Here is a 20,671-nt window from a genome sequence, read left to right as displayed (position 1 = left end):
TACGTGAAGGACATATAGAGCGAGCTGACTTTAAACGATAATCCGACGCCTTGAAAACGCCAGACACCGCAAGCCGCCGCCCACATGTCCCTTCATCTTTACCTACAATGTCAAAGAGCCGACAAAACCGACGCCTAATCCACCCTCGTTTCGGAGGGCGACCTTGGCGCCTTGATTTCGGTGACCGTAGAAGCGAACCGTGTGGTCCGTCGCTGCGGTGACGTTCCTCTAGGGGGGAGGTTCCGACCGGTCAAACGCTTTTTGCATTTTTCCTGTCACATTTATCGAAAAGCGCCGATTTCCGCGAGTTTACGGGATGTGAAGGACGATGCTCCTACACCATGGATCATGACATCCCCCTCGAATCATACCGACAATCCATCGGAATCGCTGGAGAATCAGGTTCGGCGCGCCGTGCTGTGGCGTTCCGGCAGCCAAATCCTCGCGCAGGTGGTGCAATGGGGGGCGACCTTCCTCGTCATCCGGATCCTCGATCCCCGCGATTATGGCCTTTACGCGATGACCGGGGTCGTTCTCGTCTTCCTCAACATGTTGAACGGATACGGGCTGGCGAGCGGATTGATCCAGCGCGACGACGTGACGCCGCAGCAAACGCGGCAGCTGTTCGGCATGCTGATCGCTTTGAATGGCGTACTCGCGGTGCTGCAGGTCGCGGTCGCGCCGCTCGCCGCCGCTTATTACCGGCAGCCCGAAGTAACGCAGCTTCTGCGGGTTCAGGCGCTGATCTATTTGATCACGCCATTCGCGGCCCTGCCTTACGCCCTGTTGAGCCGCGCGATGGAGTTCCGACGCCAGGCAACCGCGAACATCGCCGCTTCCTTCGCTGGCGCCGCCGCCGCATTGGGCGGAGCCCTGGCCGGGTTGGGCGTGTGGACGCTCGTATGGGCGCCGATCGCACTCTATGCGGTTCGGGCAGTCATGTTGACCTGGGGTGCACGGTCGCTGATGTGGCCCAGCTTCGACTTCCGCGGCGCCGGTCATCTGGCTCGCTACGGCGGCGTCATGGCGGCGGGACAGTTCTTCTGGTTCCTGCAAAGCCAGGCGGACGTGTTCATCGGCGGGCGCTGGTTCGATCCGCACCAGCTCGGTATCTACACGACCGCGCTGTTTCTCGCACAGATCTTCGTGTCGAAATTCGTGCCACCGCTCAACGAGGTCGCGTTCAGCGCCTATGCCCGCATGCAGCATGACGAGGGCGCGGTGGCGCGGGCGTTCGTGCGGTCTGTACGGATCATCATGCTCGTCGCCATGCCCTTCTATCTCGGCCTTGCCGCCACAGCAGAACCGCTGGTGCTGACCGCACTCGATGCAAAATGGATCGAGGTTGCGCCGGTGGTGCGGCTGATCGCGCTGGCGATGCCGTTCATGACGTTGCAGGTGCTCTATTCGCCGGCCTGCGACGCGCGTGGGCGGCCGGGCATCGGCGCGCGCAACGGCGCATTCGGTGCGGTGGCGCTCGCAATCGCCTTCCTGATCGGCGTACGCTGGGGACCGGTGGGACTCGCGTGGAGCTGGGTTGCGGCTTATCCCATCTATCTGGCGGTCAGCACATGGCGGTCACTGCCCGTCATCGGAGCGCGTGTCCGCGATCTGGCCGATGCGATAGCGCCCTCCGCAATCGCCGCGATCGGGATGGCCGTGGCGGTGATGCTGATCGATCGCAGCCTGCCCCCCCTCCAACCGCCGGTGCGGCTGGCGGTGCTCGTCGGCGTCGGCGTCGCGACCTATGGCGCGTGGCTGGCGCTGTTCGCACGGGGAACGGTGCGAGAGCTGATCGCAGTGGTGCGGAAGCGGCCGGTTGCGGCCGCCGCCTAGGCGGTCTGGATATAGTCGCGCATCGCCGCGGCATCAGCCTCGATCCGGTCGATGCGATATTTGACGAGATCGCCGATCGAGACGAAGCCGACCATCCGCTCTCCCTCAACCACCGGCAGGTGACGGATGCGACGCCGGGTCATCAGCGACAATGCCCCGATGACGGGCTCTTTCGGGGTGACGCTCTGCACCGGTTGGGTCATCACGTCGGCAAGGATCCGGTCGAGCGCCGCCGGGCCATAGGTAGCCAGTCCATAAACGACATCGCGTTCGGAGAAGATGCCGACCACCGCCGCGCCATCGACGACCGGCACCGCACCGATCCGCTTGTCGGCCAGCAACGCCAGCGCCTGCCCCACCGTCGCCGTACGGGGCAGCGACACGACGTCGTCGCCCTTGTCCTTCAGGATTGCCGCGATCGTCATGCCATCGTCTCCTCATCCGCCCGACTCCGTGCGATGCGGCGTCGGTGCGGGATTGAGCAGACCACGTTTGCGGGGCATTGGCAAAAACATGCGTGAAGCCCCGACAGGATTGGATGACCCGGCACAGGCTGCCCATGCATGGCGCCGCTTTCGCGCGATCATGGCATGGATGATCCTGATCGCGGCGGTGTGCAGCGCGGGCGCGATTGTCGGGTTGGCGTGGGTGCACGGGCCGCTGCGACTGGTGACGATGGCGGCGGTGATCGGCGGCGTGGGCGGGTCGATCGTAATGGCCGGCGCGCTGATGGGGCTGGTGTTCCTGAGTTCGGGCACCGGGCATGACGAGGATGTCGAGCGCTTCGACGGGTGATCCCGGGCAAGTCGCGGACGAAGCCGGACGCACGAAGGGCCGGCTCCCGCAGGGAACCGGCCCTTCGCTATGCCAGCGAACGCCGCCGCTTATTCGGCAGGCGCTTCCTCGACGGGAGTGCGAACGGTGCGGCGGCGGCGAGGCTTGGGCGCCTCGTCTCCGCCGTCGTTGGCAGCGGCGATATTCAAGGATGGTGGCAGACGATCGGCATCGACGCCGTTGCTTTCGGCAGCGCTGATGTCCGTTGCAGCGTTCTCCACCGCGAGAGGCGCAGCATCGATCTGTGCGTCGCGGCGGGGACGGCCACGGCGCTTGGGTGCGAGCACCGGCGCATCCGCCTCAAGCACCGCTTCGGCACGATCGCGGAGCGATTCCCCGGCGGTCACCGGATCGGCACGACGTTGGCCAGCGACCTCGACCGGCTGCTCGGCCGCCTCGAAACGGGTACGGCGAACGCGATCCTCTCGCTGCGGGCGATCGTCGCGCGCCATACGTTCTTCGCGCTGGGGGCGGTCGTCACGCTGGGGGCGATCCTCGCGCTGCTGCGGCCGGTCGTCACGATTGCCATTGCCGCGATCTTCCCAATTGCGGGCCTGACGCTGGTCGCCATCCTGACGATCGCGGCGCTGCGGACGATCGTCGCGCTGTTGATAGTCGCGCTGCTGACCCTGATCGCGCTGGCCGCCATCACGCTGCTGCCCGTCTCGCTGCTGCTGGTCGCGGACATCGCCGTCCTGCTCGCCGGCACGGATCGGTTCGCCCTCGTCACCGTAATCGTCGTCGTCGTTCAGGTCGAACGGCGCCTGGCGCTTGGGCTGGGTGTTGTCTTCGAAGCGGCCGCGCTGGTCGGCGAGGACGCGGAAATAATGGTCCGCGAACTGAAGGTAATATTCGGTGTTGACGCGGTCGCCCTGGCGCTGCGCTTCGCCGGCGAGGTTCTTGTACTTCTCGAACAGCTGGTTCGCGTTGCCGCGTGCACGGCTGTCGATGCGGTTGCCGTTGTCCGGCCGACCCTGGCCACCCTGTCGCGGACCGTTGCCGCCGCCACCGTTATTGTTGCCGCCACGACCGCGACGACGGCCGTTCTGCTGCCGATTGTTGATCAAGCTACTGTCCCACGATCAGAGTATATCTGGTCCTCAAAACCAATTCGGCCACTACGGCCTTGCTCCCGTTCAACGGTGCAACCCTCCGGGTCGCTGCGAGCCGTAAGCGACGCGCGAGCCTGTCATCACCACCGGACACCAGCGGCTGCATGACGAAGGATGCGGGCCATCACCCAACGATCAACGCGAATTCTGTTGATAGTGCGTGCCCCGGCCCGACCAATAGCTGGCAAGAGACCGATCCTACAAGTGAAATGTGAGGATCGCGACCGGTTCTTTCAAGCCCCGACCCCGAGGGTGACGAGCAGGCAGCGGTCGCGGTCGCCAAGGTCGCGATGGACGACGCTGGCGAGGCCCTGCGCGGCGAAGAGTGCGGCGACTGGTGCGGCTTGCGTGTGGCCGATTTCTACCGCCGCGCAGCCATGGGGCGCGATCAGGCGAGGGAGCTGGCGGGCGAGGATACGATAGTCGTCGAGGCCGTCCGCGCCGGCGAACAAGGCGGAGGCTGGTTCGTGGGCGCGCACCTCGTCGGGCAGGTGTTCGTCGGTGCCGATATAGGGCGGGTTGGCGAGGATCAGGTCGAAGCGCGCGTCGATGGCGTCGGCCCAGTCGCCGAGCGCGAAGCGGGCGCGATCCGTCATGCCGAGCGTGGCGGCGTTGGCGGTGGCGTAGCCGAGCGCCTGCGCGGACCGGTCGATGCCGAGGCCGTGGGCGGACCATTCGTCGAGCGCGGCGAGCAGCAACGTGCCGGGGCCGGTGCCGAGGTCGAGGATCGTGGCGGGGTGGCGGGTGCCGAAATGCGCCTGCGCGGCGATCAGCAACGTCTCGCTGTCTGGGCGTGGGACCAGCGCGCCAGGGCCGACGGCGAGGTCGATCGTCCAGAATCCGCGGGTGCCGGTGATATAGGCGACGGGTTCGTGGTTCGCGCGGCGATCGACGAGCGTGGCGAAGGCGGCGGGGACCGGACGATCCATGTCGAGCAGCAGCGCGTTGCGATCGATGCCGAGCGCGTGAGCCATCAGCAGTTCGGCATCTAGGCGGGCGGTGGGGGAGAAAGCGAAGCGCTGGGCCGCATCAGTGAGGGCGGTGCGGAGGGTCATGCTGCCGTTCCGCTGCGCCAAAAAATGTGTCCACGCGACGACGCGAAGACGCGAAGCAGAAGAGATTCACGCGGAGACGCGGAGACGCGGAGAGTGGGACCGGGCGAAGCCTCTGTCTTCCAACACGGTGTGCAGCTTGGGTCGGCGGTGCAGGTGTGACGGCCGCTGGCGCGGAGGACTGCAGCTTCGCGTCTCCGCGCCTCCGCGTGAACCAGCTTCTGTCTTCGCGGCTTCGCGGCTTCGCGTGAACGATCCTGTTTCATACCGATCGCGCCATCGCTGGCCATGTCCTCCAGCGGCGGAGTGGACCCCGGAACGAGTCCGGGGTGACGGCGGTCGTCAGCCATCCAGCGAGGCCAGGCGCTCCGCTTCGTCCTGGGCGATGAGGGCGCCGATCAGTTCGTCCATCTCGCCCTGCATGATCTCCGGCAGGCGGTGCAGGGTCAGGTTGATGCGGTGGTCGGTGACGCGGCCCTGCGGGAAATTGTAGGTGCGGATGCGTTCCGAACGGTCGCCGGAGCCGACCATCGCCTTGCGCGTGCCGGAGCGTTCGCTGGCCAGCCGTTCGCGTTCCGCTTCGTACAGGCGGGTGCGCAGGACCTTCAAGGCCTTTGCCTTGTTCTTGTGCTGGGACTTTTCATCCTGCTGGATCACGACCAGACCCGTGGGCAGGTGGGTGATGCGGACCGCGCTGTCGGTGGTGTTGACCGACTGGCCACCGGGGCCGGACGAGCGGTAGACGTCGATGCGCAGGTCCTTGGCCTCGTCGATGCGGACGTCGACCTCCTCCGCCTCGGGCAGCACTGCGACGGTGGCGGCGGAGGTGTGGATGCGCCCGCCCGCTTCGGTGGCGGGGACGCGCTGGACGCGGTGGACGCCGGCTTCGAATTTCAACTTGGCGAACACGCCGGTGCCGGTGACGCTGGCGACGACTTCCTTGAAGCCACCAGCGTCGGACGAAGAGCCGCTGATGAGCTCGACGCGCCAGCCCTGCCCCTCGGCATAGCGCTGGTACATGCGGAACAGGTCGCCCGCGAACAGCGCCGCCTCGTCGCCGCCGGTGCCGGCGCGGATTTCGAGCATCGCGGCGCGTTCGTCGGCGGCATCGCGCGGCAGCAGCGCGAGTGCGAGGCGGCGATCGGCGGCGTCGAGTGCGGCGCGGTTGTCGCGCAGTTCCTCGGCGGCCATCTGGCGCAGTTCCTCGTCGCCGGTATCCTCGGCCATATAGAAGAGGCTGTCCGCCTCCTGCCGCAGGCGGCGCACCTCGCCCGCCGCCTGCGCGACGGGTTCGAGTTCGGCATATTCCTTCGACACCGCGACGAAGCGGTCGCTGGGCAGGTCGCCGGTGGACATGAGCGCCTGCAACTCGTCCCGCCGCGCCTCGATCTGCGCGATCCGTTCGGGGGAGATGGTGGTCATTCCGCGACGGGACCGTTGCCGACGAACGAAATACGACCCTTGCCCCAGTCCGCGAAGTTTTCGAAGTCACGCTCGCCGAGGCGCGCCCAGAGTTCGTCGATCAACCTGAAAAGCTGGACCTCGTCCTGCTCGCCCGAGCGTAGATTTTTGACCTTGGCGACGTTCCGATCGAGTTCGTCGTCGCCGATGATAACGGCGAAAGCTGCCTCGACCTTGCTGGCGATCTCCAACCGGCGTTTCATGTTGCCGCGATACGCCATATGGCAGCTAGTGTTGCCGCTGCGCAGTTCGGCTGCAATCTTCACGCCGGCGTGCTCCGCCCGCGTGCCGATCGCTACGATGGACACGTCCGGCCGCTCCACCCGCGGCTCCTCCAGCAGCATGGACAGCCGCTCGACACCCGCAGCCCAGCCGACGCCGGCGGTCGGTGCGCCGCCGAGCGATTCCACCAGTCCGTCGTAGCGGCCGCCAGCCAGCACGGTGCCCTGTGCGCCGAGCCGGTCGGTCACGAACTCGAACGCGGTGTGGCGGTAGTAATCGAGGCCGCGAACCAGTCGGGCGTTGCGGGTCCACGCTACGCCCGCCGCATCCAGCCCTGCGGTCACCGCGTCGAAGAACGCGCGGGCCTCGTGGGTCAGGTAGGCGTCGATGTCGGGCGCGGCGTCGGCGATGGGGCGGTCGCGCGGGTCCTTGCTGTCGAGGATGCGCATCGGGTTCTTGTCAAGGCGGGTCAGGCTGTCTTCGGACAGTTCGCCGCGGTGCGCCTCGAAATGCGCGACGAGGCCTGCTCGCCACGCTTCGCGCGTCTCTGCGTCGCCAAGGGTGTTGAGCTGCAAGGTCACGCCATCCGCGATACCCAGTTCGCGGAGGACCTGGTCGGCCATCACCAATAGCTCGACGTCCGCCGCCGGCTCGGGCGCGCCGAGGATCTCCGCGTCGATCTGGTGGAACTGGCGGTATCGGCCCTTTTGCGGGCGTTCGTAGCGGAACACCGCACCGCTGGTGGAGAGCTTGAGCGGCGCATATTGCTGCCAGCCCTCCGTCAGGAAGGCGCGGGCGATGCCGGCGGTGAATTCCGGGCGCAGGGTGAGCGAATCGCCGCCGCGGTCGGGGAAGGTGTACATCTCCTTCGACACGACGTCGGTCGTCTCGCCGATCGAGCGGGCGAAGACCTCGGTCGCCTCGAACACCGGCAGGTCGACGCGTTGGAAGCAATAGAGCCGGCGCACGCGCTCGAAGGTGTCGAGCACATGGGCGAAGCGACGCTGTTCCTCGCCGAAGATGTCCTGGGTTCCGCGCACCCGGCGCGGCGTTTCGATACGGGCCATATGGGCGCGGTATCTAGGCGAGACCCGCGCCAAGCGCTAGCACCTCGCGATGAGCACACCGCAACGCTTCTGGGGGATCGGCAGCCGGATCGCGCCGCCGCGGTTCGCGATGTTCGCGTTGCTGTTCGCCGCCGGGCTGGCGGGGTTCGTTCCGGCGCTGGGCGCTGGGCGCGGGATCATGGCGGCGTTCGACGCCGCCGCCGCGATCTTCCTGCTGTCGCTCGCCGGCCTGTTCCGTCACGGCAATGCGGAGCGGATGCGGCGGACCGCGCGCGACAACGATGCCAACCGCGCGGCGTTGCTGGCGATCACCGCGGCGACGATGGTCGTGATCCTGGTCGCGGTGGCGGGAGAGGTGAAGGGACGCAGCGATGCCCTCGCCGTCTCGCTGGTGATCGCAACGCTGGTGCTGGCGTGGCTGTTTTCCAACATGGTCTATGCATTGCACTACGCGCATCTGTTCTACCTGCCCGACGGCGGTGGCAGCGATGCCGGCGGACTGGATTTCCCGAACTGCGACCAGCCGGATTACTGGGACTTCCTGTATTTCAGCGCGACGCTGGGGATGACGTTCCAGACGTCGGACGTGTCCGTCACCGCGCGCCGCATGCGCCGCGTGGTGCTGGGACAGAGCCTCGCCGCGTTCGTCTTCAACCTCGGCGTGCTGGCGTTCACGATCAACGTGCTGGGTGGCGGCTAAGGGGCTGGACGGCTGACCTTTCAGCCGCTTACACCCTGCAGCAACATTTCCTTGCCGAAGGCTCCCCATGATCCGCACCGCTGCTGTCGCTTCCCTTCTCCTGTCCGTTGCCACCCCCGCGCTGGCGCAGGTGCCCGCCGGTAACAGCGCGCCGCAGCCGGTGCCGTTCGTCGAGACGATCCCTGCGGCGCAGGACATCCCCTACCCCGGCACGCTGAAGCTCGATATCGACGCCACCGACACCGAACGCGGCATCTTCCGCGTCCGCGAGGCGATCCCGGTTGCGAAGCCCGGCCCGATGGCGCTGCTGTTTCCCAAATGGTTGCCCGGCGCGCATACTCCCCGGGGCGAGATCGAGAAATTCGCCGGCCTCGTCATCCGCGGTAACGGCCGTATCCTGCCGTGGACGCGCGACACGGTGGACGTCTACGCCTTCCACATCGACGTGCCCGCCGGCGTGAAGACATTGGAGGCCGAGTTCCAGTTCCTTTCCGCCACGAAGACCGAACAGGGCCGTATCGTGATGACGCCCAACATGATCAGCCTCCAGCCCAATTCGATGAGCCTGTATCCGGCCGGCTATTACACGCGCCAGATCCCGATCCAGATGACGGCGAAATTCCCGACCGGCTGGACCGCGGCGGGTGCGATCCCGGCGAAAGCGACAGGATCGACCTATACCTATGACGCGACCAACTATGAGATCCTCGTCGATTCGCCGGTGCTCGCCGGCCGCTACGGCAAGGTGTGGCCGCTGTCGCCGCGCGTGGACCTCAACGTCTTTGCCGATTCCCCCGAACAACTCGCCGCCAAGCCCGAACAGATCGACGCCCACAAGCGGCTGGTCGAACAGGCCGTGAAGACGTTCGGCGCACAGCATTACGATCGCTATGAATTCCTGCTCTCAATCTCCGATCAGCTGGGCGGCATAGGGCTGGAGCATCACCGCAGTTCCGAAAATGGCGTCCGCCCCGGCTATTTCACCGAATGGGACGCCGGCCCCGGCAGCCGCAACCTGCTGCCGCACGAATTCACGCATAGCTGGGACGGCAAGTTCCGCCGCGGTGCCGACCTGTGGACGCCCGATTTCCGCACGCCGATGCGCGATTCGCTGCTGTGGGTGTACGAAGGGCAGACCCAATTCTGGGGCTATGTGCTTCAGGCACGGTCCGGCATCGTCAGCAAACAGGACACGCTGGATGCGTATGCGGGAATCGCCGGCAGCTACGATCTCGCCCCCGCACGCCAGTGGCGCAGCCTGGTCGACACCACGAACGACCCGATCATTTCGTCGCGCCGGCCCAAGGGCTGGGTCAGCTGGCAACGTAGCGAGGATTATTACAACGAAGGCCTGATGGTCTGGATGGAGGTCGACGCGATGCTCCGCCAGCAGTCCGGCGGATCCAAATCGATCGACGATTTCGCCAAGGCGTTCTTCGGCGTGCGCGATGGCGATTGGGGCGAGTTGACCTATACGTTCGACGACGTCGCGGCGACGCTCAACACGATCCAGCCCTACGACTGGGCCGGCTTCCTACGCAAACGGATCACGGAGACGGGCCAGCCAGCGCCCGTCAACGGCTTCGCGATGAACGGCTACAAGCTGGTCTACACCGCCGAGCCCACTAAATATTTCACCAACGCGGAAAAGACCGGCACGATCAACGCGACCTATTCGATCGGCCTGTCGATCGCCAAGGACGGCGAAATCTCCGCGGTGATCTGGGACAGTCCCGCCTTCAAGGCCGGGCTGGACGTCGGCACGATGGTGCAGGCGGTCAATGGCGTCGCCTATAGCGGGGACGCGATCAAGACCGCGATCGTCACCGCCCAGAGTTCGAAAGAACCGATCCGACTGTTGGTCAAGAACGGCACGCGGTATCGCGAGGTGGCCATCGACTATCACGGCGGCCCCCGCTATCCGCGCCTGCAGAAGGTTGGCACCGGCGAAACCGGCCTCGACAAGCTTCTCACGCCGCGCTGAGGGGCAGCGGGTAAAGGATAACAAGGGACTGTCATGCGTATCGATTTGATTCCGGTCGGCAAGAGCCCGCCCGACGACCTCAACGTCATCATCGAAGTGCCGACCGGTGGCGAGCCGGTGAAGTACGAATTCGACAAGGCATCGGGCGCGCTGTTCGTTGACCGCATCCTGCACACGCCGATGCGCTATCCGGCGAACTACGGTTTCGTGCCGCACACGCTGTCCCCCGATGGCGATCCGCTCGACGCGCTGGTGATCGCCCGCTCGCCGTTCATCCCCGGCTGCGTCGTTCGCGCGCGTCCGATCGCGGTGCTGAATCTGGAAGACGAAGCCGGCGGCGACGAGAAGCTCGTCTGCGTGCCGGTCGACGAAGTCTTCCCCTATTATTCGAACGTCGACGGCCGCGCCGACGTGCCGGAGATCGTGTTCGAACAGATCGAACATTTCTTCACGCACTATAAGGATCTGGAAAAGAAGAAGTGGGTCCGCGTCGGCGTCTGGGGCGACCGCGACGAGGCACGCCGCATCACGCTGGAAGCGGTCCAGCGCTATGACGAGGCCAAGGCCAAGGGCGAAGAGCCGCACGACCACGACGTCCCCGGCCGCGAAGGCTAAATCGTTCGAAGATATACAATCACGTCCGATGCGGAGCCAGTTCCGCTCGGGCGTGATTGCCCTCTCGTCTATTCTTCGTGTTCAACGAAGGAGATAAAGAGGATGGCCTACCGCCGCCGGAATTCGGCCGACACATGGCATTTCTGCCGCAACTGCACATTGTGGCCGACCAGCGACTATAAGGAACAGCAGAGCAAGCCCACCACGGGCGAACTGTGCAACCAATGTCGTTCCAAGGATTCCGCTGGAACCTGCAACCGCTGAATCGACGATGCGTCCGTGGCGTCGATCGCTGCGGACCTATCGATTCTCCGCCAGCCGTCGCAACGCCTCCCCGCTGACCCGCTGCACCGTCCATTCGTCCTGCCCAACCGCGCCCATCCGGCGGTAGAAGGCGATCGCGTCGGCGTTCCAGTCGAGCACCGACCATTCGAAGCGGCCGCAGCCGCGCTCCAGCGCCAGCGCCGCGAGATGGCGGAGCAGCGCGGTGCCGACGCCTTGGCCGCGCGCATCGGGCGTCACGTATAGGTCTTCGAGATACAGGCCGCGACGACCCGTCCACGTCGAGAAATTGTGGAAGAACAGGGCGAAGCCGAGCGGGCCGGTCGCGTCCTCCGCAATCACCGCCTCGGCGGCGAGCTGCGCACCGAACAACGCTTCGGTGAGTGTCTCCTCGGTCGCCTCGACCGCATCAGGTTCGCGTTCGAACGCGGCAAGATCGCGGACGAAGCGCAGGATGGTGCCGACATCGGCGGGGGTGGCGGAACGAATCATGCGGCGGCTTCCGTTTGCGGGCCGGGCGGCGGGCCGCGGACGGCGACCAGACACCCGGCGATGATGAGCACGGCACCGGCGACCGTGTAGAGCGAGACCGATTCGGCGAAGACCAGCCAGCCGAACAGCGCCGACCAGGCGAAGGCGGTATATTCGACCGGCGCCAGCACCTGCGCCTCGGCATGGCGATACGCCCAGGCCAGCGCGACCGCGGAGATCGATCCGAGCAGCGCCGCCACGACGATCGAGGGCAGTTGCTCCACCGTCGGCAGCCCGGCGAGCCACGGCGCACCCGGCAGCAGCAGGAGGCTGAGGACGATACTGGTGAACAGCGCGACCTCCAGCGGGTCGGCCGCCTGCGCCTGTCGCCGCAACAGGATCAGGCTGCCCGCATACAGGACCGACGCGGCGATGATCGCGAGGCTGCCGAGCACGACCGTCTCCGACGCCCGCTCCTGCACCTGCCCCAGCGCGATCGCCAGCACGCCCACGCTGGCGACCAGCGACCCGACGATCGCCTTGTGGCCGACACGCTCGCCCAGCATCACCGAGGCGAGGAACAGCGCGATCAGCGGTGCGAGGAACGTCAGCGCGATCCCCTGCGCCATGGGGACACGGACGAGTCCCCAGAAGAACAACAACACCGACGCACCCGCGATGCTGCCGCGCGCGACATGCAGCTTCAGCGTGGCCGGTGCGGGCCATGGTTTGCGCCGGGCGATGAACAGCGGCGCCAGCAGGGCTACCCCGGCGATCGATCGCCACAACACCGCCGGATAGGCGCCGCTCTGATCCGACAGGATGCGCATCAGCACATCCATCGCCGAATAGACGGCGATGCCGACCGCCGCGATGGCGAAGGCACGCATGGCGGAGACGTTGCCGGTCATCGGATCAGGCGAATATCGATGCCGAGCCCCGGATCGATGTCTGCGAGCCGCCGGTCACTCGTATAGAGCGGCAGCCCGAGGCTCTGCGCCAACGACAGGCATGCCCGATCGCCCAGCGATGCGCCCTGCGAACGCGTCGGCTCGCGTAACCGTGCGGCTTCGAGGGCAAAGGTCAGGTCGAAGGGGACGATGACGATCTCATAGGTCTTCAGAATGGCGAGGACAGCGTCGGGAGAGGCACCGCGTTCCACTCCCCTCGAACAGCATTCGGATACGTTGACGGCAGACATACGGCTGCCGCGAATGACCTGCATCACCACGTCCGCGCCCGTTTCGCCCAGCATCAATGCCATGACGGCCGATGCATCGACGACGACCGTCATTCCTCGCCCCAATCGGCGCGCCGCTCCTGTAGGAAGGTATCGACGGTATAGTTGGCGCCGAAGATCGCCCGCGCTTTAGCCTGGGACGCCTGCACCGCCTGCTCGAACGTCATGAAGCGGACGCCGCCCGATTCGCTGCGGTCGACGACCAGCGTGTCGCCGTCCTTGATGCCGAGTTCACGGCGGATTTCAGCAGGGATCACGACCTTGCCGCCCGCGATCACCTTGGCATGGTAGGTCATGTCAGCTCCTCCAGGACCTGACGCGTAGCACAGGACCTATTCCGCCGCCACCGCATGCTCCGCCGCCGCGTCCGCCGCCTCGATCTCGGCCGCCTTGGCTTCGACCAGGCGGACGATGTGGTCGACCATGTCGGCGTCCTGCACATGATGGTCGGTGACGCCCGACAGATAGACCATGTGCTTGCCGTTGCCGCCGCCGGTGATCCCGATGTCGGTCTCGCGCGCTTCGCCGGGACCGTTGACGACGCAGCCGAGCACGGACAGCGACATCGGCGTGCGGATGTGCTGGAGCCGTTCCTCCAGCGCCTGCACGGTGCGGATCACGTCGAAGCCCTGCCGCGAGCAGCTCGGGCAGCTCACCACGCGGACGCCGCGATTGCGGATGCCGAGCGCCTTCAGGATCTCGAACCCGACGCGCACCTCGTCCTCCGGTTCGGCGGAGAGCGAGACGCGGATCGTATCGCCGATGCCGTACCAGAGCAGGCTGCCGATCCCGATCGCCGACTTCACCGTACCGCCGACGAACCCGCCGGCTTCGGTGATGCCGAGGTGCAGCGGGCAATCCACCGCCTCGGCGAGCTGCTGGTACGCCGCGACCGCGAGGAACAGGTCGGACGCCTTCACCGCGACCTTATATTCGTGGAAGTCGTGATCCTGGAGCAGCTTGATGTGGTCGAGGGCGCTTTCCACCAGCGCGTCCGGGCATGGCTCGCCGTATTTTTCGAGCAAGTCCTTTTCCAGGCTCCCGCCGTTGACGCCGATGCGGATCGAACAGCCGTTGGCCTTCGCGGCGCGGACGACCTCGGCCACCCGCGCGCTCGAGCCGATGTTGCCGGGGTTGATCCGCAGGCACGCCGCGCCGGCATCCGCCGCCTCCAGCGCGCGCTTGTAGTGGAAGTGGATGTCGGCGACGATCGGTACGCGGCTGCCGCGGACGATCTGCTTGAGCGCCGCGGTCGATTCGGTGTCGGGGCAACTGACGCGGATGATGTCCACGCCCGCCTCTTCGCAGCGCCGGATCTGGTCGAGCGTCGCGCGGATATCGGGCGTTGGCGTGTTGGTCATCGTCTGCACGGTGACCGGGGCATCGCCACCCACGGGAACGTTGCCGACCATGATCTGGCGGCTCGGACGGCGGACGATATCGCGCCACGGACGTAAGGACATGGAGCCCATATACAGCAGCCGGGTTGCGGTTCAAAGGCATCGGTGTAGGGCGTAAGGCGTTCCGATGTCGCGCGTACCCATCCCCCGCCATTATGGCCTCGACTGGCTACGCGTCGCCGCCTTCGCGATCCTGATCGTCTATCATGTCGGCATGGTGTTCGTACCCTGGGGCTTCCACGCCAAGAGCCCGCATGGCGCGCAATGGGCGGTGCTGCCGATGCTGGCGGTCAACGCCTGGCGCCTCAGCCTGTTGTTCGTCGTATCCGGCTATGCGAGCCGCGCATTGCTGACCCGCGCGCCCGGGATTGGCGGCTTCGTGCGGCAGCGGACGTTGCGGCTGCTGGTGCCGCTGGCGTTCGGCGTCGCGATCATCGTGCCACCGCAGAGCTGGGTCGAGCTGGTGACGCAGCATGGCTATGCCGGCGGCTTCACGACCTTCTGGGCGCGTGATTATTTCCGTTTCGGCGCCGTTGCCGGGATCGTCTTGCCGGCGCTCAACCATCTGTGGTTCGTGCTCTACCTGTGGCTCTACACGCTGGTGCTCGCCGTGCTGGTGCTGGGCATTCGCTGGACGAGGATGCAAGCGGCATTCGATCGCGTGTTCGCCGGGCCGGCGCTGCTGATCCTGCCCGCCGCATGGCTGGTGTGCATCCATGGCTGGTGGTTTCCGATGGGCTATGAAACGCACGATCCCACCCACGATACTATGGCCCACCTCAGCTATCTGCCCGCGTTCCTGTTCGGCTTCGCGCTTGCCGGATCGACCACCGTGCTGGCGAGCTGCGTCCGCTGGCGCTGGGCCGGCGCAGCGATGGCCCTGATCGGCTATGGTTTCATCCTGACGGTGGAGCTCGGGATCAATGGCGGCACGCCGCGCTGGATCTATCCACTCTACGGCGCGGCGCATGCGGTGCAGCAATGGGGAACGATCGTCGCGCTGATCGGATTCGCCGAGCGCCACTGGAACCGCGATGCGCCGGTCCGCCAGATGCTGACGGAGGCCGTGTTCCCCTTCTACCTCATCCATCAGACGATTATCGTCGTTGTCGCATATTGGCTGATGCCCGCCGACCTGCCCGGCGGCGCGGAGTTCGCCATTCTGGTCGTCGCGACCGTCGCAGGTTGTTGGTCCTTCTATCTGATCGGCCGTCGGATCGACCTGCTGCGGCCGCTGATCGGCCTGCGTCCCCTGCCCTATCCCGCTCGCAAGGCTGCATCATGAACGCTATGTCCGACTGGTCGCTGGTGATCCATGGCGGCGCCGGATCGATCGAGCGCCATCGCCTGACCGAGGAACAGGACAGCGGCGCGCGCGCCGGCCTCACGCTCGCGCTCGGTGTCGGCAGCGCGATTCTGCGCGACGGCGGCGATGCGTTGGATGCGGTCGAAGCGGCGGTGCGCGTGCTGGAGGAAGACACGCACTTCAACGCCGGGCGCGGCGCGGCCTTCTCAAGCGACGGCAGTATCGAACTGGACGCCGCGATCATGGACGGCCGCACCCGCGCCGCCGGTTCGGTGGCCGGAATCACCGCGACGCGGTCGCCGGTCGGCCTCGCGCGGCGAGTGATGGAAGCGAGCCCGCACGTCCTGCTGAGCGGTGATGGTGCGGAACGCTTCGCCCGCGAACAGGGTCTCGCCACCGCGGAACCCGGCTGGTTCGAGACTACGGAACGGCGGCGGCAACTCGACGAGATGCTCGCGCGCAACGTCGACGCCTTCGATGTCGATATGAAATACGGCACCGTCGGCGCGGTTGCGCGCGACCGCGCCGGCCATCTGGCGGCCGCGACCTCGACCGGTGGCGTGACCGGCAAACGCTGGGGCCGTATCGGCGATTCACCGTTGATCGGCGCCGGCACGCATGCCGACGACCGCTCCAGCGCGGTATCCTGTACCGGATCGGGCGAGTTCTTCATCCGTATCGGCGTCGGGCATGAGATCGCCGCGCGCATCCGCATGCTTGGCGAAGGTCCACAGATCGCCGCTGACGCGGTGATGGCGGAAGTGCGTGCGCTGGGTGGCACCGGCGGCGTTATCGTCACCGGACCGCATGGCGAGGCGATATGGAGCTTCACCACGCCCGGCATGTATCGCGCACGCGCCACCGCGGCGGGGGTTCGCGAGGTCGCCGTCTACGGCGACGAGTGACAGGCTTTTGATTGGAGTGAACCGGGCGAACGCGTAAAGGCCATGCTCATGAAACTGCTACGCTTTGTCGCTGCCGCCTTGCCGGCGTTGCTGATCGCCTCGCCCGCTGCGGCCTATTGGGAATTCGGGCACGAGACCTTCGCACGCATCGCCTATGCCAATGTCACGCCGCGAACCCGCGTCGCGATCGACCGCCTGCTCGCGCAGACGCCCATGCTCGAGACCCCGACCTGCCCCGCGACGACGATCGAAGGCGCGAGCGTCTGGGCCGATTGCGTCAAGCCGCTGAAGGGGCCGGACGGCAAATCCCGCTTCGGCTATGCCTATACCTGGCACTTCCAGGACGTCGACGTGTGCGCACCGTTCACGCTTGCCGACGCCTGCAAGGACGGCAATTGCGTCTCCGCCCAGATCACCCGCGATGTCGCGATCCTGAAGGACAAGCGCAGTTCCGCGAAGGATCGCGCCCAGGCATTGGTGTTCCTGATCCACTTCGTCGGCGACCTGCACCAGCCGCTGCATGCCGGCGAAAAGCACGACAAGGGCGGTAACGATGTCGCCGCCGCCTATGGCACCTACAGCCCGCGGCGGTTCAACCTGCATTCGGTCTGGGACGGCACGCTCGCCGAACGGGCGATCACCAGTGGGCCGTCGCTGGTGCGTCGTTATCCCGCCGCGCAACGTCGCCGGATCGCCGCCGGCACCGTCACGGACTGGAGTCGCGAATCGTGGCAGGTGGCGCACGATGTCGTCTACACGAGCGCGCTGAAGGGTGATCCGTGTGCCCCCTCGCCCGCCAAAGTGACGCTGGACGAAGCGACGATCGAGCGCATCGTCCCCGTCGCAAGGCTGGAAGTGAAACGCGGCGGGCTGCGGCTGGCGAAGCTGCTGGATGCCGCGCTGGGCTAATCGGTATCGTCCTTCTTCGGCCGCCCCCGCCTGGCCGCGACCGGGGCATCCAGCTTCACGCCCCGCTTCGACAGCGCTTCGCGCAACAGACATTCGACCTCCGCATTGACGCTGCGCAGGTCGCCCGCCGCCGCGCGCTCGATCGCTGCGTACAGCGCAGGATCGAGGCGCAACGGAAAAGCCTTCTTGGGGGGCGTCGCCATACCGTCGCTTACTGGTAGAGCGACCCGGCGTTGACCACCGGCTGCGTGTCACGCTCGCCGCACAGCACCACCATCAGGTTCGACACCATCGCCGCGCGACGTTCGTCGTCCAGCTCGACCACGTTCTTCGCCGACAGTTGGGCGAGGGCCAGTTCGACCATGCCGACCGCACCCTCGACCAATGTGGTGCGCGCCGCCACCACCGCCTGCGCCTGTTGCCGCCGCAGCATCGCTCCCGCGATCTCCTGCGCATAGGCGAGGTGCGTAAAGCCGCATTCATCGACGGTTATGCCGGCGACCAGCAGTCGGGCGATCAGTTCGGTGCGCAATTCCGCCCCGACCTGATCGTGATTGCCGCGCAGCGTCACCTCCTGATGCGCGTGATCGTCATAGGGATAGCGCGATCCGATCGTCCGCACCCCTGCCTCGACCTGCACCATCACGAACGCCTTGTAATCGTCGACGTCGAACAAAGCCTGCGCGGTGTCGGTGACGCGCCAGACGACCTGCGCCGCCATCTCGATCGGGTTGCCACGCAGGTCGTTGACCTTGATCCGGTCCGAGATGACGTTGTTGGACCGGACGGAGATCTTGCGCCGCATCAGCCATGGCAACACCCAGCGCAGGCCGCTGTTGCGATCGGTGCCGGCATAGCTGCCGAACAGCGTGATCGCCGCCGCCTGATTGGGTTGCAGCATGTAGAAGCCGCCAGCGATGAACGCCATGCCGAGCGCGCAGACGAGGGGTAGGATCGCCATGATGGGCGGGGCGAGGTCGTTCGCCAACCGGATGATCGTGACGATGCCGACCGCGACCAGCACCGCCGCGAGCCCAAGCATCGGATAGCCGCTCGTCGTGCCGGCGCGCCGTTCCTGCGACCGTGTAAGACTCCCCTGTTCCACCATACCCTCCTCCGATTAATGTGATATCACATTTATATCGAATTTCGCATGGCGCAAGAGGATTCTGCTCTTCCGTCATCCCCGCGCCGGCGGGGATCCATAGTCACGAGCGTCTACGATGGAAGCGTGACGTCAGACGGTATGGATTCCCGCCTGCGCGGGAATGACTGAAGAAGCCGAGGCAGGAATGCGTCGTTAGTTCAGCACCACCGTCACCGCGCGACGGTTCTGCGCCCAGCTCGATTCGTCCGAACCCAGCGCGACCGGGCGCTCCTTGCCGTAGCTGATCGTGGTCAACCGCGACGGGTCAATGCCGCGCGCGACCAGATAGTTCTTCGCCGCATTGGCGCGGCGATCGCCCAGCGCCAGATTGTACTCGCGCGTACCGCGTTCGTCGGCATGCCCCTCGATCGTCGCACGCACCTGCGGAAAGCGCTGCAACCACGATGCCTGGCTGTCGAGGATCGCACGCGCCTCGGGATCGATGTCGGTCTGGTCGAGGCCGAACAGGATCGTGTTCGACGTCACCGAGCGGCGGAAATCGGCGTCCGATCCGGGCACCACCGTGCCGTCGACGTTCCCCGTCACCGGTGGCGGCGTGTTCATCCCGGCCGTGTTGTCCACCGGAGGGGGCGGCAATTGCTTGGGCTTGCTCGCGCACGCGCCGAGCGAGGCGAGCGCAGCAGCGGTGAGCAGCGTGTTGGTGAGCTTTGCCATGATCATATCTCCCGTGGTGATCGTTTCGCCCCCGAAATCCACCCCATTATAACGCGTTACGGCCGCAAGGGTCCCCATGCGGGGTCGGAACCGTCGAGCGGGGTCGGGATCGCGCGTTCGACCTGACCGGTCAGGTCGACCATGCGCAGGTCGGCCTTGCCGCCGCTACCCTGGCCGGCACGATAGAAGGTGATGACGCGGCCGTTGGGCGACCAGCTCGGCCCCTCGTCCTGCCCACTGGTCAGGATCTTCTCAGCCCCGCCCGATGGCGACATCGTGCCGATGCGGAAAGCTCCACCCAGCTTGGTGAACGCGATCAGGTCGCCGCGCGGGCTCCATACCGGCGTGGCGTAGCGCCCGCCGCCGAAGCTGATCCGCTGCTGGTTCGATCCGTCGGCGTTCATCACGTAGATTTGCTGGCCACCCGACCGGTCGCTTTCGAACGCAATGCGCGATCCGTCGGGCGAATAGCTGCCGCCGGTGTCGATCCCCGGCGAGGTCGTCAGACGTTGCGGCGTGCCGCCCTGCGACGACACGCGATAGATGTCGGTGTTGCCACCCTGCGCCATCGAGAACAGGATGTAGCGGCCATCGGGCGAGAAGCGCGGCGCGAAGGTCAGGCTGACGTTCTGCACCACCCGCCGCGGCCGCCCCGATCCCAGATCGTAGACGTAGATCGACGGCCGGTCGTTCTCGTAGCTCATATAGACGATCGACTGCTGGTTCGGCGCGAAGCGCGGCGTCAGCACGATCGACTGGCCGTTGGTCAGGAAGCGGTGGTTGGCCCCGTCCTGATCCATGATCGCGAGGCGCTTGATCCGCTTGCCCTTCGGTCCCGTCTCCGAGACGTAGACGACGCGGCTGTCGAAATACGGCCCTTCGCCGGTCAGCCGCGCGTAGACCATGTCGGCGCATTTGTGCCCCGCACGCCGCCAGTCGCCCGGCGACACGACGAAGCCCGACCGGGTCAGCTCGACCTTCGAAAACACGTCGTACAGATAACAGCCGATCGTCAGGTTGCCGTCGCCATTCGCCCGGACGAAACCCTGCACCAGCGCTTGCGCCCCGGTGCCGCCCCAGTAATCGAAGGCCGGCGCGTTGACCTCCTGAAAGCCGACCGGCCGCAGCTGGTTGCCGCCGAGCGGCGTGAACAGGCCGGAATTACGCAGGTCGTTGGCGATGATGTCCGCCATCTGCCGCCCGAGCACATCGGTCGATCCGGCGGGGGTCGACACCACCTGCGCGGTCGGCATCGCGGGGATCGCGATCGGCATCGGCGCGGATACGCCGCCGGTGACCGACACCTCCAGCGGCGCGGCTTCCTGTCCGGCGGGCGCGGCCTGATCCTGCGGCGCTGTCGCGGGAGCATTTTGCGCCATGGCGGTCACCGTCATTGCCGGAAGGGCCACGGTGACGCTGAGCGCGACTAGCAACGAGCGGATCATACGCATCC

Annotated in this window: 22 protein-coding genes; 8 read left to right on the top strand and 14 right to left on the bottom strand. The window is 66.3% G+C overall.

Annotated features, from left to right (window positions below):
- The first annotated feature begins 348 nt into the window (after positions 1–348).
- Positions 349–1,836, top strand: coding sequence for a lipopolysaccharide biosynthesis protein (locus tag LRA87_RS13870; RefSeq protein ID WP_230632225.1), 1,488 nt, complete (start codon positions 349–351; stop codon positions 1,834–1,836).
- Here LRA87_RS13870 and LRA87_RS13865 read toward each other — a convergent pair.
- On the bottom strand, positions 1,833–2,261 hold the full coding sequence (locus LRA87_RS13865; RefSeq protein WP_230632222.1) for a CBS domain-containing protein: 429 nt from the start codon (positions 2,259–2,261) through the stop codon (positions 1,833–1,835). The two genes, LRA87_RS13870 and LRA87_RS13865, sit on opposite strands and share 4 nt — an antisense overlap.
- A 160-nt stretch (positions 2,262–2,421) precedes the next feature.
- On the opposite strand from LRA87_RS13865, the gene LRA87_RS13860 reads away from it, so the two are divergent.
- Positions 2,422–2,631, top strand: a complete 210-nt coding sequence (locus LRA87_RS13860; protein WP_329958598.1) for a hypothetical protein — start codon at positions 2,422–2,424, stop codon at positions 2,629–2,631.
- Positions 2,632–2,720: 89 nt separating this feature from the next.
- Here the strand turns inward: LRA87_RS13860 and LRA87_RS13855 are convergent, their stop codons facing one another.
- From LRA87_RS13855 to hisS, 4 genes are all read right to left on the bottom strand, one after another.
- Positions 2,721–3,737 carry a DUF4167 domain-containing protein gene (locus tag LRA87_RS13855; protein WP_230632218.1) on the bottom strand — a complete coding sequence of 339 codons (1,017 nt, stop codon included), beginning with the start codon at positions 3,735–3,737 and terminating at the stop codon, positions 2,721–2,723.
- A 278-nt stretch (positions 3,738–4,015) separates the two neighbouring features.
- Positions 4,016–4,837 carry a peptide chain release factor N(5)-glutamine methyltransferase gene (gene prmC, locus LRA87_RS13850; RefSeq protein WP_230632216.1) on the bottom strand — a complete coding sequence of 274 codons (822 nt, stop codon included), beginning with the start codon at positions 4,835–4,837 and terminating at the stop codon, positions 4,016–4,018.
- Positions 4,838–5,176: 339 nt separating this feature from the next.
- Positions 5,177–6,256: a peptide chain release factor 1 gene (gene prfA / locus LRA87_RS13845; protein WP_230632214.1), complete on the bottom strand. Its 1,080-nt coding sequence runs from the start codon at positions 6,254–6,256 to the stop codon at positions 5,177–5,179.
- The gene (gene hisS, locus LRA87_RS13840; RefSeq protein WP_230632212.1) at positions 6,253–7,584 is read right to left on the bottom strand and encodes a histidine--tRNA ligase; all 1,332 of its coding nucleotides are present in this window, start codon (positions 7,582–7,584) and stop codon (positions 6,253–6,255) included. Before hisS ends, prfA begins: the two co-directional genes overlap by 4 nt.
- Before the next feature lie 49 nt (positions 7,585–7,633).
- Between hisS and LRA87_RS13835 the strand changes: the two genes are divergently transcribed.
- From LRA87_RS13835 to ppa, 3 genes are all read left to right on the top strand, one after another.
- Positions 7,634–8,284: a DUF1345 domain-containing protein gene (locus LRA87_RS13835; RefSeq protein WP_230632210.1), complete on the top strand. Its 651-nt coding sequence runs from the start codon at positions 7,634–7,636 to the stop codon at positions 8,282–8,284.
- A gap of 67 nt (positions 8,285–8,351) precedes the next feature.
- A complete protein-coding gene (locus tag LRA87_RS13830; RefSeq protein WP_230632208.1) occupies positions 8,352–10,268 on the top strand; it encodes a M61 family metallopeptidase in 1,917 nt (638 codons plus the stop codon).
- Positions 10,269–10,301: 33 nt separating this feature from the next.
- Entirely contained in the window at positions 10,302–10,883 is a 582-nt protein-coding gene (gene ppa / locus LRA87_RS13825) for an inorganic diphosphatase (RefSeq protein WP_230632206.1), read from the top strand.
- 300 nt (positions 10,884–11,183) lie between these two features.
- Here the strand turns inward: ppa and LRA87_RS13820 are convergent, their stop codons facing one another.
- The 5 genes from LRA87_RS13820 to ispG are packed head-to-tail and all read right to left on the bottom strand — an operon-like array spanning position 11,184 to position 14,339.
- Positions 11,184–11,657 (bottom strand): GNAT family N-acetyltransferase, encoded by a 474-nt coding sequence (locus LRA87_RS13820; protein ID WP_230632205.1) that lies wholly within the window; start codon positions 11,655–11,657, stop codon positions 11,184–11,186.
- Positions 11,654–12,547: a DMT family transporter gene (locus LRA87_RS13815; protein WP_230632203.1), complete on the bottom strand. Its 894-nt coding sequence runs from the start codon at positions 12,545–12,547 to the stop codon at positions 11,654–11,656. Before LRA87_RS13815 ends, LRA87_RS13820 begins: the two co-directional genes overlap by 4 nt.
- Complete coding sequence (locus tag LRA87_RS13810; RefSeq protein WP_230632201.1) at positions 12,544–12,930, bottom strand: type II toxin-antitoxin system VapC family toxin; 387 nt, start codon at positions 12,928–12,930, stop codon at positions 12,544–12,546. The genes LRA87_RS13815 and LRA87_RS13810 overlap by 4 nt, the downstream gene beginning before the upstream one ends.
- Positions 12,927–13,172: an AbrB/MazE/SpoVT family DNA-binding domain-containing protein gene (locus LRA87_RS13805; RefSeq protein ID WP_230632199.1), complete on the bottom strand. Its 246-nt coding sequence runs from the start codon at positions 13,170–13,172 to the stop codon at positions 12,927–12,929. Before LRA87_RS13805 ends, LRA87_RS13810 begins: the two co-directional genes overlap by 4 nt.
- A 36-nt stretch (positions 13,173–13,208) precedes the next feature.
- Positions 13,209–14,339 carry a flavodoxin-dependent (E)-4-hydroxy-3-methylbut-2-enyl-diphosphate synthase gene (gene ispG, locus LRA87_RS13800; protein ID WP_230632197.1) on the bottom strand — a complete coding sequence of 377 codons (1,131 nt, stop codon included), beginning with the start codon at positions 14,337–14,339 and terminating at the stop codon, positions 13,209–13,211.
- A 64-nt stretch (positions 14,340–14,403) separates the two neighbouring features.
- Between ispG and LRA87_RS13795 the strand changes: the two genes are divergently transcribed.
- The 3 genes from LRA87_RS13795 to LRA87_RS13785 are packed head-to-tail and all read left to right on the top strand — an operon-like array spanning position 14,404 to position 17,396.
- Positions 14,404–15,561, top strand: a complete 1,158-nt coding sequence (locus LRA87_RS13795; RefSeq protein WP_230632195.1) for an acyltransferase family protein — start codon at positions 14,404–14,406, stop codon at positions 15,559–15,561.
- Complete coding sequence (locus tag LRA87_RS13790; protein ID WP_230632193.1) at positions 15,558–16,487, top strand: isoaspartyl peptidase/L-asparaginase family protein; 930 nt, start codon at positions 15,558–15,560, stop codon at positions 16,485–16,487. The genes LRA87_RS13795 and LRA87_RS13790 overlap by 4 nt, the downstream gene beginning before the upstream one ends.
- Positions 16,488–16,535: 48 nt before the next feature.
- Complete coding sequence (locus LRA87_RS13785) at positions 16,536–17,396, top strand: S1/P1 nuclease (protein ID WP_230632191.1); 861 nt, start codon at positions 16,536–16,538, stop codon at positions 17,394–17,396.
- Here LRA87_RS13785 and LRA87_RS13780 read toward each other — a convergent pair.
- From LRA87_RS13780 to tolB, 4 genes are all read right to left on the bottom strand, one after another.
- Entirely contained in the window at positions 17,393–17,599 is a 207-nt protein-coding gene (locus LRA87_RS13780; protein ID WP_230632189.1) for a toxin-antitoxin system HicB family antitoxin, read from the bottom strand. The two genes, LRA87_RS13785 and LRA87_RS13780, sit on opposite strands and share 4 nt — an antisense overlap.
- Positions 17,600–17,607: 8 nt before the next feature.
- Positions 17,608–18,504 carry an SPFH domain-containing protein gene (locus LRA87_RS13775; protein ID WP_230632187.1) on the bottom strand — a complete coding sequence of 299 codons (897 nt, stop codon included), beginning with the start codon at positions 18,502–18,504 and terminating at the stop codon, positions 17,608–17,610.
- A gap of 192 nt (positions 18,505–18,696) precedes the next feature.
- On the bottom strand, positions 18,697–19,218 hold the full coding sequence (pal, locus tag LRA87_RS13770; protein WP_230632185.1) for a peptidoglycan-associated lipoprotein Pal: 522 nt from the start codon (positions 19,216–19,218) through the stop codon (positions 18,697–18,699).
- 56 nt (positions 19,219–19,274) lie between these two features.
- The gene (gene tolB, locus LRA87_RS13765; RefSeq protein WP_230632182.1) at positions 19,275–20,669 is read right to left on the bottom strand and encodes a Tol-Pal system beta propeller repeat protein TolB; all 1,395 of its coding nucleotides are present in this window, start codon (positions 20,667–20,669) and stop codon (positions 19,275–19,277) included.
- Positions 20,670–20,671: the final 2 nt, after the last annotated feature.

Source organism: Sphingomonas sp. Leaf37 (assembly GCF_920939475.1).
Classification (GTDB): Bacteria; Pseudomonadota; Alphaproteobacteria; order Sphingomonadales; family Sphingomonadaceae; genus Sphingomonas.
The sequence above is the reverse complement of the archived record's forward strand: the minus strand, read 5'-3'. Positions and strand labels throughout refer to the sequence as shown.

What these genes read in the sequence shown, in the direction of transcription:
- LRA87_RS13810 (WP_230632201.1), bottom strand. Translation starts at nt 12,930, where the DNA reads ATGACGGTCGTCGTCGATGCATCGGCCGTCATGGCATTGATGCTGGGC.
- pal (WP_230632185.1), bottom strand. Translation starts at nt 19,218, where the DNA reads ATGGCAAAGCTCACCAACACGCTGCTCACCGCTGCTGCGCTCGCCTCG.
- tolB (WP_230632182.1), bottom strand. Translation starts at nt 20,669, where the DNA reads ATGCGTATGATCCGCTCGTTGCTAGTCGCGCTCAGCGTCACCGTGGCC.
- LRA87_RS13830 (WP_230632208.1), top strand. Translation starts at nt 8,352, where the DNA reads ATGATCCGCACCGCTGCTGTCGCTTCCCTTCTCCTGTCCGTTGCCACC.
- prmC (WP_230632216.1), bottom strand. Translation starts at nt 4,837, where the DNA reads ATGACCCTCCGCACCGCCCTCACTGATGCGGCCCAGCGCTTCGCTTTC.
- hisS (WP_230632212.1), bottom strand. Translation starts at nt 7,584, where the DNA reads ATGGCCCGTATCGAAACGCCGCGCCGGGTGCGCGGAACCCAGGACATC.
- LRA87_RS13785 (WP_230632191.1), top strand. Translation starts at nt 16,536, where the DNA reads ATGAAACTGCTACGCTTTGTCGCTGCCGCCTTGCCGGCGTTGCTGATC.
- LRA87_RS13795 (WP_230632195.1), top strand. Translation starts at nt 14,404, where the DNA reads ATGTCGCGCGTACCCATCCCCCGCCATTATGGCCTCGACTGGCTACGC.
- LRA87_RS13805 (WP_230632199.1), bottom strand. Translation starts at nt 13,172, where the DNA reads ATGACCTACCATGCCAAGGTGATCGCGGGCGGCAAGGTCGTGATCCCT.
- LRA87_RS13815 (WP_230632203.1), bottom strand. Translation starts at nt 12,547, where the DNA reads ATGACCGGCAACGTCTCCGCCATGCGTGCCTTCGCCATCGCGGCGGTC.
- LRA87_RS13790 (WP_230632193.1), top strand. Translation starts at nt 15,558, where the DNA reads ATGAACGCTATGTCCGACTGGTCGCTGGTGATCCATGGCGGCGCCGGA.
- LRA87_RS13835 (WP_230632210.1), top strand. Translation starts at nt 7,634, where the DNA reads ATGAGCACACCGCAACGCTTCTGGGGGATCGGCAGCCGGATCGCGCCG.
- ispG (WP_230632197.1), bottom strand. Translation starts at nt 14,339, where the DNA reads ATGTCCTTACGTCCGTGGCGCGATATCGTCCGCCGTCCGAGCCGCCAG.
- LRA87_RS13865 (WP_230632222.1), bottom strand. Translation starts at nt 2,261, where the DNA reads ATGACGATCGCGGCAATCCTGAAGGACAAGGGCGACGACGTCGTGTCG.
- ppa (WP_230632206.1), top strand. Translation starts at nt 10,302, where the DNA reads ATGCGTATCGATTTGATTCCGGTCGGCAAGAGCCCGCCCGACGACCTC.
- LRA87_RS13775 (WP_230632187.1), bottom strand. Translation starts at nt 18,504, where the DNA reads ATGGTGGAACAGGGGAGTCTTACACGGTCGCAGGAACGGCGCGCCGGC.
- LRA87_RS13870 (WP_230632225.1), top strand. Translation starts at nt 349, where the DNA reads ATGACATCCCCCTCGAATCATACCGACAATCCATCGGAATCGCTGGAG.
- LRA87_RS13780 (WP_230632189.1), bottom strand. Translation starts at nt 17,599, where the DNA reads ATGGCGACGCCCCCCAAGAAGGCTTTTCCGTTGCGCCTCGATCCTGCG.
- LRA87_RS13860 (WP_329958598.1), top strand. Translation starts at nt 2,422, where the DNA reads ATGGCATGGATGATCCTGATCGCGGCGGTGTGCAGCGCGGGCGCGATT.
- prfA (WP_230632214.1), bottom strand. Translation starts at nt 6,256, where the DNA reads ATGACCACCATCTCCCCCGAACGGATCGCGCAGATCGAGGCGCGGCGG.
- LRA87_RS13820 (WP_230632205.1), bottom strand. Translation starts at nt 11,657, where the DNA reads ATGATTCGTTCCGCCACCCCCGCCGATGTCGGCACCATCCTGCGCTTC.